Source organism: Paenibacillus canaveralius (assembly GCF_047238265.1).
Lineage (GTDB): Bacteria > Bacillota > Bacilli > Paenibacillales > NBRC-103111 > Paenibacillus_F.
Map to the genome: position 1 here is coordinate 478742 of NZ_JBDFMM010000001.1, position 13511 is coordinate 492252.

Annotated in this window: 13 protein-coding genes; 7 read left to right on the forward strand and 6 right to left on the reverse strand. The window is 55.8% G+C overall.

The features are described 5' to 3' along the window. Positions 1-6: 6 nt before the first annotated feature. Positions 7-399: a DUF4183 domain-containing protein gene (locus ABC395_RS02145; RefSeq protein WP_413000393.1), complete on the reverse strand. Its 393-nt coding sequence runs from the start codon at positions 397-399 to the stop codon at positions 7-9. Positions 400-582: 183 nt separating this feature from the next. On the opposite strand from ABC395_RS02145, the gene ABC395_RS02150 reads away from it, so the two are divergent. The 4 genes from ABC395_RS02150 (at position 583) to ABC395_RS02165 (ending at position 4287) form a co-directional block, all read left to right on the forward strand. After that, the gene (locus ABC395_RS02150; protein ID WP_413000394.1) at positions 583-1059 is read left to right on the forward strand and encodes a hypothetical protein; all 477 of its coding nucleotides are present in this window, start codon (positions 583-585) and stop codon (positions 1057-1059) included. A gap of 14 nt (positions 1060-1073) precedes the next feature. Continuing rightward, entirely contained in the window at positions 1074-1625 is a 552-nt protein-coding gene (locus ABC395_RS02155) for a DNA-3-methyladenine glycosylase (RefSeq protein ID WP_413000395.1), read from the forward strand. Positions 1626-2045: 420 nt separating this feature from the next. Continuing rightward, positions 2046-2987, forward strand: coding sequence for an alpha/beta hydrolase (locus tag ABC395_RS02160; protein WP_413000396.1), 942 nt, complete (start codon positions 2046-2048; stop codon positions 2985-2987). A 106-nt stretch (positions 2988-3093) separates the two neighbouring features. Continuing rightward, positions 3094-4287, forward strand: a complete 1194-nt coding sequence (locus ABC395_RS02165; RefSeq protein WP_413000397.1) for a cytochrome P450 — start codon at positions 3094-3096, stop codon at positions 4285-4287. Positions 4288-4597: 310 nt separating this feature from the next. On the opposite strand, the gene ABC395_RS02170 is transcribed toward ABC395_RS02165, so the two are convergent. Both ABC395_RS02170 and ABC395_RS02175 read right to left on the reverse strand, forming a co-directional pair. After that, positions 4598-4804: a cold-shock protein gene (locus ABC395_RS02170; RefSeq protein ID WP_009674668.1), complete on the reverse strand. Its 207-nt coding sequence runs from the start codon at positions 4802-4804 to the stop codon at positions 4598-4600. 128 nt (positions 4805-4932) lie between these two features. After that, complete coding sequence (locus tag ABC395_RS02175; RefSeq protein ID WP_217560382.1) at positions 4933-5133, reverse strand: cold-shock protein; 201 nt, start codon at positions 5131-5133, stop codon at positions 4933-4935. Positions 5134-5934: 801 nt separating this feature from the next. On the opposite strand from ABC395_RS02175, the gene ABC395_RS02180 reads away from it, so the two are divergent. From ABC395_RS02180 to ABC395_RS02190, 3 genes are all read left to right on the forward strand, one after another. Further along, positions 5935-6930: a metallophosphoesterase family protein gene (locus tag ABC395_RS02180; protein ID WP_413000398.1), complete on the forward strand. Its 996-nt coding sequence runs from the start codon at positions 5935-5937 to the stop codon at positions 6928-6930. Between the two features lie 142 nt (positions 6931-7072). Beyond that, complete coding sequence (locus ABC395_RS02185) at positions 7073-7399, forward strand: DMT family transporter (protein WP_103996563.1); 327 nt, start codon at positions 7073-7075, stop codon at positions 7397-7399. A 207-nt stretch (positions 7400-7606) separates the two neighbouring features. After that, positions 7607-9610: a methyl-accepting chemotaxis protein gene (locus ABC395_RS02190; protein ID WP_413000399.1), complete on the forward strand. Its 2004-nt coding sequence runs from the start codon at positions 7607-7609 to the stop codon at positions 9608-9610. Positions 9611-9988: 378 nt separating this feature from the next. On the opposite strand, the gene ABC395_RS02195 is transcribed toward ABC395_RS02190, so the two are convergent. The 3 genes from ABC395_RS02195 to ABC395_RS02205 all read right to left on the reverse strand — a co-directional run bounded on the left by ABC395_RS02195 (position 9989) and on the right by ABC395_RS02205 (position 13243). Then, complete coding sequence (locus ABC395_RS02195; protein ID WP_413000400.1) at positions 9989-11461, reverse strand: basic amino acid/polyamine antiporter; 1473 nt, start codon at positions 11459-11461, stop codon at positions 9989-9991. A gap of 147 nt (positions 11462-11608) precedes the next feature. Continuing rightward, on the reverse strand, positions 11609-12508 hold the full coding sequence (locus ABC395_RS02200) for an SDR family oxidoreductase (protein WP_413000401.1): 900 nt from the start codon (positions 12506-12508) through the stop codon (positions 11609-11611). Positions 12509-12580: 72 nt separating this feature from the next. Further along, the gene (locus tag ABC395_RS02205) at positions 12581-13243 is read right to left on the reverse strand and encodes an NUDIX hydrolase (protein WP_413000402.1); all 663 of its coding nucleotides are present in this window, start codon (positions 13241-13243) and stop codon (positions 12581-12583) included. Positions 13244-13511 lie beyond the last annotated feature (268 nt).

A 13511-nucleotide genomic window follows, 5' to 3' on the forward strand; every position in this document is an offset into this window, starting at 1 on the left:
GCTTGTTTACCTTACCTTATGCGGTAAACGGCGGCGTGTCGCGGTCTTTCGCCCCCGGCATCCGCGGGAGTGCTTTCCCAGAATCGTGACGAATTGCAGCATAATCGGCACGCCTTTTTCCGGCACTTCGGGCGAGCGGAGTTTCAACTTTCCGCGGCTTACCCGGTATACGCCGGACGGCTGGAGCACCGCGTTTACGAACAGATTGATGTAGGACACGGTGCGGGGGTCCGGAATGCGTACCCGGCCGTAGGAAGGGTCCTGGTCGCGATTGCCGTAAGTGCGCCGGATTCCATCGGAAAACGTGACAAAAACGGCCGTTTTTGCCTGGAGAACACGCAGGGTGCCTGAATGGAACGTTCTACGGATTCGTTTTCGTTTCTTCGGGTTAAGCCGCACCGCACCTGCCTCCTTTCGCAGCGGAGCTCCTGCTCTTCTTTCTGTTTATATATGCAAAAGAGAGGCTGCCGTAAACCGGGCGTCTGCCGGGACCGGGGCGTAACCTGTGCGGCGGGCCTGATTTTTGCAGCGTTAAAAAGAACGCCGGTAAGCCGCTTCAAGCGCCGAAAAGGAGGGATTTCCTTGAAAACGGGATGGGCCGCGCTCCTCATTCTTCTTTTGCTGGCAGCATGTAACGGCAGCGGGGAAGTTAGGGTCCCCCGGGAGCTCAGTTTGGCCAAAAGCTATCTGGAGGACAAAGGCTACCGCGTTTTGTCTTACGAGGGGGAAGTCCAAAGCTACGAACTTACGAAGGATGTGCTTAAGAAATTACCGGGTAAAATAGTTTGGGGTCTCCAGTCCGTAGACCCGGATCGCTATTTGGGAAAAATGATCCGTGTCCAAAAATTTGTCGTCAATGGCCACCCGCTTTCCAGAGGAAAGGTTGACGTTTATGTGTACGAAAATGAGGGAGAGCCGTTCGGCGGGACATCGTTTCCTCAGGATCAAAACGAAACGGACGGCAGCGGCTGGTCGCTGGACGGTAAAACGCTGGAAAAAGTCCACTCCGTTTCTTTTCCGGATTGGAGCGAAGCGTGGCAGGAGAAATACGGGAGCTAAAGGGGGCGGTAAAAATGGACGCGTCATTTCTGGAACGCGATACCGTTACGGTAGCGAAAGAACTGCTCGGGTGCGAGCTTGTCCGGCAGACGGAGGCGGGTCTGATCCGCGTCGCGATTACGGAGACGGAAGCCTACAGAGGCTCCGACGATCCCGCCAGTCATGCCAGCCGGGCGGTTACTCCGCGAAACCGGCTTATGTTCGGCGAGGCGGGACGCCTGTACGTATACCTCATTTACGGGATGCATCTGTGCATCAACGTGGTCGCCCATGAGCCGGGCGGAGTGGGCGCGGTGCTGCTGCGTGCGGCCAGGCCCCTGGAGGGGCTGGAGCTGATCCGCGGCAACCGCGGAGGCGCCCCGGACCGGAACCTGCTGAACGGTCCCGGCAAGCTGGCCCAGGGCCTCGGGATCACACGCGATCTGAACGGCTGCGATCTTCTTGCGGTTCCGCCGGCAGGATTGTCGCTGGAGCGCGGAACCCCGCCCGCGGGCCCGGTTCTCGTCACACCGCGGATCGGTATTACCAAAGCGGTGGACTATCCGTGGCGTTTTGTCGCGGAGTGAGGACTTGGCCCCAGTGGCGGGCGGGCCGGACCGGACCGGGCCGGAGAAGCCGCTTCTGTTCCACGGGAAGGGATTCTCACGGTCACGGCAAAATCCGAATCAACCCGGCAAGCATAAGCCTCTTCCCCGTAGATGCACCGAAACATAAACAGCTCGTTCCGGACAAGCCGGAGCGGGCTGTTTTTCGTAGGGAATCAAGCGGACAAAATCCTGTGAAAATTAGGGGACACCTTAAATTTGACTTTCGGTTCCCCGCCAATTAACATTTAGATAAGTGAAATGTTCCGTGTTTAAATATTTCACTGTGAAACCAAATATTGAAGTCCGTATCCGATCGTGCGATTGTATCCTGGTCCTTTTTGTCCCCTATTGTGCTCTGTTTTCCTTAGGGGAACGCTTAACTCGAAAGGAAGAAACGTTATGCCGGTGGATCCGCGTATTGCCATGATGCTTAAACAGATGAATTCACATCCGCTGCCGTCTTTGGAGGAACTGAAGCCGGAGGATCTCCGCAAAGGGACGGGAAATGCCGCCTTCACTTTCGGGGTGGAGGAGGTCAAGGAAGTAGAGGACCGGAAGCTTCCGCTGAAGGGGCGGGATATTCCCGTCCGGATTTATACGCCTGAAGGCCGGGGGCCCTGGCCGGTGTTTGTCTTTTTTCACGGCGGCGGCTTTGTGGTCGGGGATTTGGAGTCGCATGACTCCATCTGCCGGAACTTGGCGAACTCGGTTCATGCCCGGGTCATTTCCGTGGATTACCGTCTTGCACCGGAACACAAGTTTCCGGCGGCGGTGGACGACGCGTACGAGACTCTTCAGCGGATCGCTTCCCGTCCGGAAGAGTTCGGCATCGATCCTGCGCGAATCGCCGTCGGCGGCGACAGCGCGGGAGGAACGCTCGCGGCCGTTACCTGCATCAAGTCAAAAGAAGCGGGCGGCCCGGAAATCGTGTACCAGCTGCTTTGTTATCCGGCCGCGGGTTTCCTCGAAGAGGACCCGGCTTCGCTGCGCGAGAATAAGGAAGGCTACCTGCTGTCGGCGGAGATGATGGAATGGTTTTCGAAGCAGTATTTGAATACGGAGGAAGAAGTGAAGAACCCGTATGCTTATCCCATCCATCATAAAGATCTCAGCGGACTGCCGCCCGCGATGATCGTGACAGCCCAGTACGACCCGCTCAGGGACAGCGGCAAGGCTTATGCGGACAAGCTTGTCCAGGCGGGAGTCGAAGTCGTGTACAAGAACTACGAAACTCTGATTCACGGCTTTGCGAACTTCCACAAGTTCGTCCCTGCCGCACAGGAGGCGCTGGATGAGATGGCCTCGCAGCTGCGGCTGGCCCTGGGAACGGATAAACGGTGAATGTAACGATAAACGGTAACCCTGTTACAGGGACATAGATGACAAAACAACAAGCCTAGCCCGAGAACGGTCGACGCTCGAAATCTTATTTTGGAGGCGGTATAAAATGAATACGCTCTTTTCACCGGACTTTTTGAGAAATCCTTATCCGCTGTATGCGCAGTTTCGTCAAAATCAGCCTGTCATGTTTATGGAACCGCTCGGAATCTGGTCGGTTTTCGACTACGAGCACGTCAAACAAGTGCTGTTCGACCATGCACGGTTTTCTTCCGAGCATCGCCCCAAATTTGAGGAAGGGACGGAGGGGGAGAGCCGGGAAGGCGGATTCAGCCTTATTACGATGGATCCTCCCCGGCATACTCAATTGCGGACCTTGGTGAGCAAGGCGTTCACGCCCAAAGCGGTCGCCGCGCTGGAATCGCGTATTGCGGCGATTACTCACGAGCTGCTCGACGAAGTGTCGGAAACGGGCCGCATCGATATGATCCGCGATTTCTCGTACCCGCTGCCCGTCATCGTCATTGCGGAGATGCTCGGAATTCCGAGCGAAGACCGCGAGCAGTTCAAGCACTGGTCGGATGAAGTTGTGGCGTCGGCCGATTCCGTCGTCGGAGCGACCAACAGCGAATCGCAGAAAGCGCATGAGGAAATGAACGACTATTTCCGCAAAATCATCGCCCTCCGGCGCGAAGAACCCCGGGACGATCTCATCAGTGCGCTGCTTGCCGCCGAAGAATCCAACACGCATCTCTCCGAAGGCGATATTCTCTCCTTCTGCGCGCTTCTGCTGGTGGCCGGCAACGAAACGACGACGAACCTGATCGGCAACGCCGTGCTGTCGCTGCTGGACAACCCGGACCAGTTCGCGAAGCTGCGTGAACAGCCGGAACTTCTGCCGTCCGCGATCGAGGAGGTGCTTCGCTTCCGGTCGCCGCTGCAGGCGATGTTCCGCACCGCCGCGCAGGACGTGGAGATCGGCGGCCAGGTGATCCCGGCCGGCAGCCGTGTCGTGGCCTGGATGGGCTCGGCGAACCGCGACGCCGGCAAATTCGCCGATGCCGACAAGTTCGATATCGCGCGCGAATCGAACCCGCACATCGCCTTCGGCCACGGCATGCACTTCTGCCTCGGCGCTCCGCTGGCCCGCCTGGAAGCGCGTGTAGCGCTTCAGGCCATCCTGGAGCGCCTGCCGGATCTGGCCCGGGCGGACCGGGAGCCGCTGACGCCCGCCCGCGGGTTTATCGTCCACGGCGTGAGCAGTCTGCCGCTGACGTTTACGCCGACGAAGCGGCTCGGCTAGTCCGGCCGATGGCCGTACCAGAGCCGGCTTGCCGGGCCCGGACGGATTCGCATCCCGACGCGCGCGAGTCCCGGGACGAGTAGGACCTGCACGGCGGTAGGGAAGCCGGCCCCGTTCCTGCTCGTGCCGGCCGTGCGGGTCCCTTCGGTTTAAACCCGAATGACCGCTTTCGCCCTTATTCGTGCCGGCTTGCCCGGCCTGCATCACCGCCGCACCGCAGCGACCGCGCCAAACCGGCCCGAACAACGCAAAAAAGCCGAGACCTGAAGGTCTCGGCTTTTTTGCTGACTTTTAATGAAACGGGACGGTGTTAACCCAGGGCGTTATGGTTGTGGTTTGTAAGCACAGGAAGCATCTTGACTTGCTTAACCATTTCGGATTTGCAAATCGGACAGAGAGGGACTTGATTAAACGAGAAATTTTCCCGCATCCAGCATACGCAGCTTTCTTGGCTGCACGCCCAAACGGTGATCTCTTCTTCTGGAACAGGTTCCATGTTCTTTTTGGAATAATGCATAGTGACCCTCCTTCAGATAGTCGGCCTTCTCTATAGTCTACGCAAGACCGTATAGGTTATAGAAGTTCATGAAAAAGAACTGCCTAATCCTAGGAAAGGCAGTTCCTTCTATAAGTTTGTGTAGTTGCTTACAGTTTAACAACGTTCTCGGCTTGTGGACCACGGTTGCCTTGAGCGATGTCGAATTGGACGCGTTGGCCTTCGTCCAGGGACTTGAAGCCTTCGCCTTGAATCGCGGAGAAATGAACGAAAACGTCTTTGCCGCCTTCAACTTCGATAAAACCGAAGCCTTTCTCAGCGTTAAACCACTTAACTGTTCCTGTTTCCATGCTTGTAAAACCTCCCGGAAATTTAAAGATTTACCCATATCTTTTTAGGAAAAAAGTCCACACATTACAAAGTGCACCCATTCCGTGATATCCTTTGTAATATGTGAACTTAGAACTAAAAATATACGTATAACTCATTTTACCATATATTTTCCGCTATAGCAACTTTAGGGGCGCCCAGATCCTGGATGGCAAACCTGATATTCGGCGGTTAACGGCATATAGGCGCCGGGTTTCTTACTCGGAAACCGCGCTTTTTTTGTGCATAAAAAGCCATGCTGCTGAACACGCGGACCGGTTATCGGAAAGATCCTATCCGAGAGCATCCGCAAGGGTGTCTTTTTTTGCCGGGAATCTATATAATCAATAAAGGCACAATTCGGATGGCGGAAAGTTCCCATCCCGCGGAACATAAGGGTTTACCTTTCATTCGGAACGGGTACTAAAAGTTATGATTTTCCAATTATAAGGGAGAAAAGGTGGAGCCTGACACAAGCAGCGGTTCTATGCCGCCGCTTTTTCGTAGGAGGAGAGAGACCTGCGGTAATTGGAGAAATCGGATAGAGCGGAGAGAATGATATAGAGAAACGAATGGGACCAGAGTCAGACACAATGATTGTCTCATCACCTATAAAGACGGCGGGAACTGTTCCTGCAATACTGTTCAGACGCCGTCGGCACAAACCGGATGGGGGCACGGTCTCTTTTGAACGTGCTTCTTTCTTTTCCGCCGCAGAGCGTTTCAGCCCCTCCTGACTTGACCTTTTCTCCCCGTCCTAAGATGAAATGGAGGGAATGTGTATGAAGAATAAAGCAGGTTTGACGCTTCTTTTGTCGGCGAGTTTGCTCGTACTTTCCACCGTTCCCGCGGGTGCGGTACAAGAAAGAGCGGACAAGCCGGTGCTGACCTTTCCGGTAATCAGCGATGTGCATGTCGACGCCTCCAAGAAAGAATCCCAGCGTAAGTTTACGGAAGCTCTCGAAGACCTTAACCGGGTTAATCCGAATGCCGACGCTCTGGTGATCAACGGGGATTTGACCGGCGGCTCCGCCCGTGATTACACGAGGCTTAACGAGCTGATGAAAAGCGCCCCGCATCCCGCAAAAACTTTCGCCACTATCGGCAATCATGAATTTTATTCCGCTTGGCTGAACGCGAAAGGAAACTGGAGTCCGAACAGCTTTCCCAATAAAGAGACCGAAGCGGCTTCCATCGGAAGATTTTTGTCTTTTACTGGAGAGAAGAAGGTCTATTATGAAGAGGAAATCAAGGGTTACCCGTTTATATTCCTGGGTTCGGAGCAGTACCGCCAGACCAACCCTGACAATATGGAGGACGCTTATCTTTCCAAGGAGCAGCTGAGCTGGCTGGAACAATCGCTTGCCAAGCACGGCCGGGAATCGGGGAAGCCGATTTTCGTCTTCCTGCATCAGCCGCTTCCCGGAACGGTAGCCGGAACGTCGGTAGCCTCTAACCAGCGTCCGGTCGTCCAGCATAAGGAGCTGAAAAGCATTTTGTCGAAGTATCCGCAGGTGATTTTTTTCAGCGGCCATACGCACTGGGAGCTCCGGCAGCCGAACACTTTGGTGAAGGACAAGTTCACGATGGTCAATTCCTCGTCCGTGGAACGTCCGTGGACTTCCGACGGCCAAGGTGGAGAGAAGCTAAAGGACGCCAAGGAAAGCGAAGGCTTGTACGTAGAAGTGTACGAAGACCGGGTATCGATTCAAGGGCGGGATTTCTACGCCAAGAAGTGGATCCCGGAAGCCCAGTTTAAAATTCCCGTCGGGAATTAACGGCAGGGAACACCAACACCGGAGCTTACCGGTTGAACCGGCATCGGCCTATACGGCCGGTGCCGTTTTTATTTTTTGCGTGAATTTGCGGTATAATGATGAGATGGGAGCTACATAAATTTTACAGGGGAGTTTAAGGGAAATGGGATATGTGTATTTGGCCGTTGCCATTATAGGTGAAATTATTGCGACCAGCCTGCTGAAATCTTCGGAAGGCTTTACAAAATGGCTGCCGAGCGCGGGCGTTATCCTCGGTTACGGAACGGCGTTTTACTGCTTGTCCATGGCGCTCAAAACATTGCCGCTGGGTCTCAGCTACGCGATATGGTCGGGAGTGGGAACCGCTTTTACCGCTATCCTCGGTTTTCTGGTCTGGAAAGAGAAACTGAGCGTTGCCGGAGTGATCGGAATTATTCTCATTATTGCCGGTGTCGCGCTGCTGAATTTGACTAATAAAGGGCATGCTTGAACCGGCGCATATACTATGAATTACGGAGACGATGAAAACGGATGGCCCGCGGCTTTCCGTTTTTTTGCATGCCTGCGGGCCATTTGCAGCCGGAAAAACTTTATCGAAATTTAAGGAATGGAACTTATTACAAAGGAAGCATGTAGAAAGTTGTCGAAAATGGGGATAGATGACATAGAAATTGAAACCTGTCAAGGAGTGAAATTGATGAAACCCGGTTTAACCTTTACATTCCGTGATTTGTCTTTGCGGATCAAAATTTCCCTGCTTTTGCTTGTAATTACGTCGGTCCCCTTAATTGCGGCGACTCTTATCCTGATGACGAATTCCAATGGCTACATTTCTAAGCAAACCCAAGAAAACATGAGAATACGCGCAGAAATGGGCGCGGCCGATATCGACTTGTGGATGGGGCAGAAAATAAACGCCGTGGAAGGACTCGTAAAGGCGCATCCTGAATTTGCGGTGGCCGCTTCCGAGAAAGAAGTGCTGCCTTATCTGAAAATTTTGCAGGACAGTGATCCTGAAATGTTCTATTTTGCCTACATCGACCGCAAAGATATTTCTCACGGCACGGAAGGCGGAGTTACGGACGTATCGGCTTTCCAGAACGTTAAAAACGCGAAAACGTCCAAAAAGCTGGCCGTCACGGATATTTTGAAAGATGTCGGCTCCAAGGAAGATATTATCATCATCGACCAGCCGATTCTGGACAAGAACGGTGAATATGCCGGACTTATTCAAGCGATCGTGAGCCCGAAACAGATCGTTTCGCTCGTATCGCGGATTCATTTCGGGGAAAAAGGCTATGCCTTCCTGCTGTCCGACAGCGGCAATATTCTCCTCCATCCGGACCCCGCGGATATCGGTAAACCGGCCAAAGATATGGCGCCGGATCTGGACAATAAGCTCGCGGCCTCCGCGGACAAAACGGGTTATTTATACGCCGACGACGGAACGGTAGGAGAGGCTACTCTGGCTTACTCCGAAGTGCAGAAAACCGGCTGGAAGCTGTTTATAAGCGCTCCGAAAACCGAGGTGTACAGTACGGTGACCAAGGCGAAAACGCTGGCCGGCGTCATTATCGCGGTATCCGTGCTTCTGGTTATTCTGATTTCGATCCTCGCTTCCCGCGCTATCCTGCGTCCGCTGATGAACATTTCGGGGATGATGCGCAAAGCCGCCGGCGGCGATCTGACCGGAAGGCTGGACGTGAAGGGGAAAGACGAAATGGGCCTGCTCAATGCGGACATTAACGGCATGATGGATTCGTTCGGCTCCATCCTGGACCGGATGAAAAACGCGATCGATCATATGGCGTCGTCCAGCGAAGAACTGACGGCTATCTCCGCCGAATCGGCAGGCGTAGCTTCCCGCACGTCCGAAACGGCCAATTCCACGGCCGTCGGGGCCGAAACCCAGCATGACGCGGCACAGCAGACCGCCCAGGCCATGGAGGAGATGGCGATCGGCATCCAGAAAATCGCGGCTTCCTCCACCCAGGTGGCCGAAACGACGGACAGCGTGCGTTCCGAGGTCAACCTGGGCAGCGAGACCGTCGAGCGGACGCTGAACCAGATGAAGGTCGTGGGAAGCAACGTACGGGATTCGGCGGGCACGATTTATTCGCTGCAGGAGAAATCCGCGCAAATCCAGAAGATCGCCGGCACGATTTCCGATATCGCCCGCCAGACGAACCTGCTGTCCCTTAACGCGTCCATAGAAGCCGCAAGAGCCGGCGAACACGGCCGGGGTTTTGCCGTTGTGGCGGGTGAGGTCAAGAAGCTCGCGGAGCAGACAAGTCACTCGACCGTGGAGATCCAGGAGATTTTGGATGAAATCGTCGCCGCCACGGGGAAAAGTACGGAGTCCATTGAGAGCAGTCTGGAAGAAGTCGCCCAGGGCGAAGACTTGATGAACGCGATGGCGCAGTCGTTCCGTTCCATCCAGACGGCTATCCTGGATGTGTCCGCCCAGATTGAAGAAGTGTCCGCAGCCACCCAGGAAATCTCGGCAGGCACGGAAGAAGTGTCCGCTTCTTCGCAGGAAATGGTCGATATCTCGAAGCAGACGCTGAATCAGATGCAGCAGGTCGCCCGGAGCATGAACGGCCAGCTTCATTCGATGAACGATATTTCTTCGTCGGCCGAGTCGCTCAGTTCCATGGCGGAAGAGATGCAGAAGCTGGCTTCCGCTTTTACGATCAAGTAGTCTTATACAAAAAAGGCGGGCCGCACCGGCCTGCCGGAAACCGCGCGTGCTTCTATGGAGGCCGTGCGGTTTTTCATGTGTTTAGCTGACGTTGTGCGACCGTACTTATCGACTAGAGAGACTGCGCGATCCGCATATGCTGCCCGGAACACCGGTGCTAGCTCCGCGATTCCGACGCATGTGTTGAGACGCTGCGCGTCGGTTCGTCGAACCTTGGGCGACACCTCCAGGCCGCTTGGTACCACATGAGGGTGCGCCGCCAGCCTTTCCGTAAGCTGCCGGATCAAAAAAAGGCCCCGATTAAGGGGCCTGCGTTGTTTTCTCGGTTATCGCGCCGCGGCTTGGAGCCTTGCTTATCCGGATGTACGCCGGAAAGGCTTACCCGGCATGCCCGGATATGAACTGGATAGCCGAGTAGAGTCCCAGCACGATGATCGCCGAGGCGGCGAAAGCTTCGGCGGGCTCGTACATCGCCCGGATGCCTTTTTCCCTTCCCGAGAAGGAGTAGAAGGCAAGACCCAGGGTGTAAAGCATGCACACATAGAGCAGATTTGTCAGCCCTGCCGCATAGAGAAGAAACAGCGAATAGAGCGTAGCGGCGGCTCCATAAGCCAGCTCCCGCTTGCGCGGTCCGTTCCAGAGGGGCGATTCCCCGGGCGAATTGTGCGGAGTGTAGGCTTTTCCCACGATTGCCGTTTTGACGAGAAAGAGCGAAGACAGCAGGTAAGGCATAAGCGCCGCCGTCGTCGCGACAAGATAAAGCGCGTGGTAGGTGGACGAGGCGGTAACGACCAGGATCAGGAAAAGCTGGACGGACCCTGTCGTCATCCAGAGCGCGCCTTTGGGGGCGCCGTTCTTGTTCTCGCCGGAAAGCCAGGCCGGCATGAGTTTCTGCTTCCCGGCTACGTAGAGCGTCTCCGCGGAAAGCAGCGACATGCCGAGCAGGAGCCCGAGCAGAGAGACGATGAGTCCGGCGTTGATCAGGACAGCGCCCCACTTGCCGACTGCCGCTTCCAGCACATAGGCGGCCGACGGCGTAGGAAGCGAGGCGAGGGCCGCTCTGCTCATCGCTCCGTAAGAAAGCAGCGACACGAGCATGTACAGGACGAGCGTGCCGATGAGGCCGATGACGGTCGCTTTGCCGACGTCCGATTTGCGCTTGGCGCGGCCGGACAGTACCACGGCGCCTTCTACGCCGAGGAACGCCCAGACGGTAATAAACATCGCCTGCTTTACCTGGCTCCCTATATCCGTGAGCCGGATGGGAGACCCGGCGGCTTCCGCGGCGGTTTTCCACAGGTCCGCGATAAAGGTCGGCGAATGAAAGACGGTCGCCAGCGCCGCTATAAAGACCAGGATCGGGATAAGCTTGGCCATCGTCGTTACGATATGGACGAGAGTCGCTTCCCGGATTCCCGAGAGTTGTAAACTGTGGAGCAGCCATACGAGCAGCGAAGCGCATACGATGGCCAGGACGTTATTGCCGCCGTCGAATACGGGAATGAAATAATCGAGAGCGCCGAACAGCAGCACCGAGCTTGCCACGATCGTGATCATATTGGCGAGCCAGTAGCCCCAGGCGCTTATAAAGCCGACGAAGCGGCCGAAGCCGGTTTCGGCGTAGCGGACGATGCCGTTATCCAGGCTTGGCAGCCGGTTGGCGAGACTTTGGAAGGTTAAGGCAAGCATGATGACTCCGACGCCGGTCAGCGCCCAGCCGATCAGGGCGGCGCCGCTTCCCGCATCCTGCGCCATATCGGCAGGCATGCTGAAAATCCCTCCGCCGATCATGGAACCTACGACAAGGGAAATGAGAGGGAGCAAACCGAGTTTGCGCGGCTCGTTAGACATAAATAAGGACTCCTTTATTGCTTATGTGCATGAAATTTAGTGTAGGGAAGTATTATAGGTCTTTTACTCTGATAAAGCAATAAAGGATTGCTGGGTGACGGCTGACCGGCCGCCTCACCGTAGGATAAGACGGCTTTACCGGTCGGTTTAAGACGTGACCATTCCCCCGCCGTTAACGTGAATGGTCTGTCCGGTCACGTAGCTGGAGTCGTCGCTTGCCAGGTACACATAGGCGGGAGCCAGCTCGAAAGGCTGACCGGCCCGTTTCATCGGCACTTCCGCCCCGAAGATACGGACTTTTTCGGCCGAAAAGCTGGAAGGAATAAGAGGCGTCCAGATAGGGCCCGGAGCTACCGCGTTTACCCGGATGCCTTCGTCCACGAGCGACAGGGCCAGAGAACGCGTAAAGGAGACGATGGCGCCTTTGGTAGACGAGTAGTCGATCAGGTCTTTCTGGCCTCTGTACGCCGTGATGGAGGCGGTGTTGATGATGGAAGATCCGCAGCACAGATGGGGCAGAGCCGCCTGGGTCAGGAAGAAGAACGGAAAAATATTGGTCCGGTACGTATCGTAAAGCTGCTCCTCGGAAATATCCAGAATGCTTTGCTGCGGGAATTGAACGGCATGGTTATTCACCAGAATATCCAGTCTGCCGAATGCCGATAACGTTTTGGCGACGGCCTCGCAGCTGGCGGCTTTCGCCCGCAAATCCGCCTGAATCAGGAGACAGCGTCCGCCGAGCTGCTCGATCCGGGCGCGGGTCTCTTCGGCGTCGCTCCATTCGTACAGAAATACGATAGCCACCGCAGCGCCTTCTTTGGCGAAGGAAATAGCCGTCGCGCGTCCGATGCCGCTGTCTCCGCCTGTAATGAGGGCCACGCGGTCCAGCAGCTTGCCGCTGCCCGTGTAATAAGGGTTTTCGGCGATCGGCCGGGGAACCATTTCGGATTCGATGCCGGGCTGGCGGGGCTGATGCTGCGCGGGAAACGGAATCGGCTGTTCCTCGCATTTCGTTTCTTTTCCGGTATAAGGATAGATGGGATACATGCTGAACCTCCTGAATGATAAGGATAGGCGAATATCATGCTCCATCGTATTCCTCCATGCCCGTATGAGTGCCTAGATCTTCGCGAGCAGCTCAAACACGCGCAGATAGTAATCGTCCGGGTGGGGGACGAAATCCTCCTTGGTGACGGTCCGGACCGATACGGCGTCGGAACCGGCTTGAGACAGGCCGCCGTCCCCGCCGCCGTTCGCAGGTTGTGCCAGTACGCCGCGGACTTCCAGCGAATCCACCGTGCCCTCGAAAAGAGCGGCCAGCCGGTGAAGCTCCGCCTCGTACAGCCCGGAGACTTCTTCCTCCTGAAGCGTGTACGCCTCAAGGGGCCAATCGCTGGCATAACCGAACACATGGCTGATTTCACGGTCGATAAACGTTTTGCCGCGCACGGTTCCCCGCTCATCAGTGCGCACGGTAAACAGAAGGGAAAGCCTGTCGAACGGAACGCGGAGGCCCAGCTCCTCCTGAAGCTCGCGGGACGCGCCCTGGATCGTTTCACCCGCGGTCAGATGGCCCGCCGCCGTAATATCGAACTTGTCCGGGAACGTATCCTTGGAAGACGAACGCAGCTGAAACAGCACCATGCGTCCCTCCCCCTCCGGCCGGACAAGCCAGCAGTGAAAGGTCTGATGCCAGTATCCGGCCGTATGGACTTCCTCGCGTGAAGCGGTCCCGATCCGGTTGGCGTCTTCGTCGTAAATATCGAACATTTCGGGAGTCATGAAATTCCTTCTTTCTATAAAAAGTAGCGGGCCAGAGCCCCTGCGTACGGGCGCTGCGAACAACGCTGCGAACAATCGTTGTACACGATCACTGTGCACAATCGTGGTACACAATCACTGCGCACTATCGCTGCGCATAATTGCGTTATCCGCCGCCGGGCTCGAGATGTCCGGAGATTCGGCAGATCACGTCAGTTGTGGGAGGCAGTCGGGCGGAGCAGTCCCGTTTGTCAGTAAAATAAGTTCCGCATTTCCGGGGGAGTTTAGC

What these genes read in the sequence shown, in the direction of transcription:
- ABC395_RS02195 (WP_413000400.1), bottom strand. Translation starts at nt 11,461, where the DNA reads ATGTCTAACGAGCCGCGCAAACTCGGTTTGCTCCCTCTCATTTCCCTT.
- ABC395_RS02205 (WP_413000402.1), bottom strand. Translation starts at nt 13,243, where the DNA reads ATGACTCCCGAAATGTTCGATATTTACGACGAAGACGCCAACCGGATC.
- ABC395_RS02175 (WP_217560382.1), bottom strand. Translation starts at nt 5,133, where the DNA reads ATGGAAACAGGAACAGTTAAGTGGTTTAACGCTGAGAAAGGCTTCGGT.
- ABC395_RS02190 (WP_413000399.1), top strand. Translation starts at nt 7,607, where the DNA reads ATGAAACCCGGTTTAACCTTTACATTCCGTGATTTGTCTTTGCGGATC.
- ABC395_RS02155 (WP_413000395.1), top strand. Translation starts at nt 1,074, where the DNA reads ATGGACGCGTCATTTCTGGAACGCGATACCGTTACGGTAGCGAAAGAA.
- ABC395_RS02165 (WP_413000397.1), top strand. Translation starts at nt 3,094, where the DNA reads ATGAATACGCTCTTTTCACCGGACTTTTTGAGAAATCCTTATCCGCTG.
- ABC395_RS02160 (WP_413000396.1), top strand. Translation starts at nt 2,046, where the DNA reads ATGCCGGTGGATCCGCGTATTGCCATGATGCTTAAACAGATGAATTCA.
- ABC395_RS02180 (WP_413000398.1), top strand. Translation starts at nt 5,935, where the DNA reads ATGAAGAATAAAGCAGGTTTGACGCTTCTTTTGTCGGCGAGTTTGCTC.
- ABC395_RS02200 (WP_413000401.1), bottom strand. Translation starts at nt 12,508, where the DNA reads ATGTATCCCATCTATCCTTATACCGGAAAAGAAACGAAATGCGAGGAA.
- ABC395_RS02170 (WP_009674668.1), bottom strand. Translation starts at nt 4,804, where the DNA reads ATGCATTATTCCAAAAAGAACATGGAACCTGTTCCAGAAGAAGAGATC.
- ABC395_RS02185 (WP_103996563.1), top strand. Translation starts at nt 7,073, where the DNA reads ATGGGATATGTGTATTTGGCCGTTGCCATTATAGGTGAAATTATTGCG.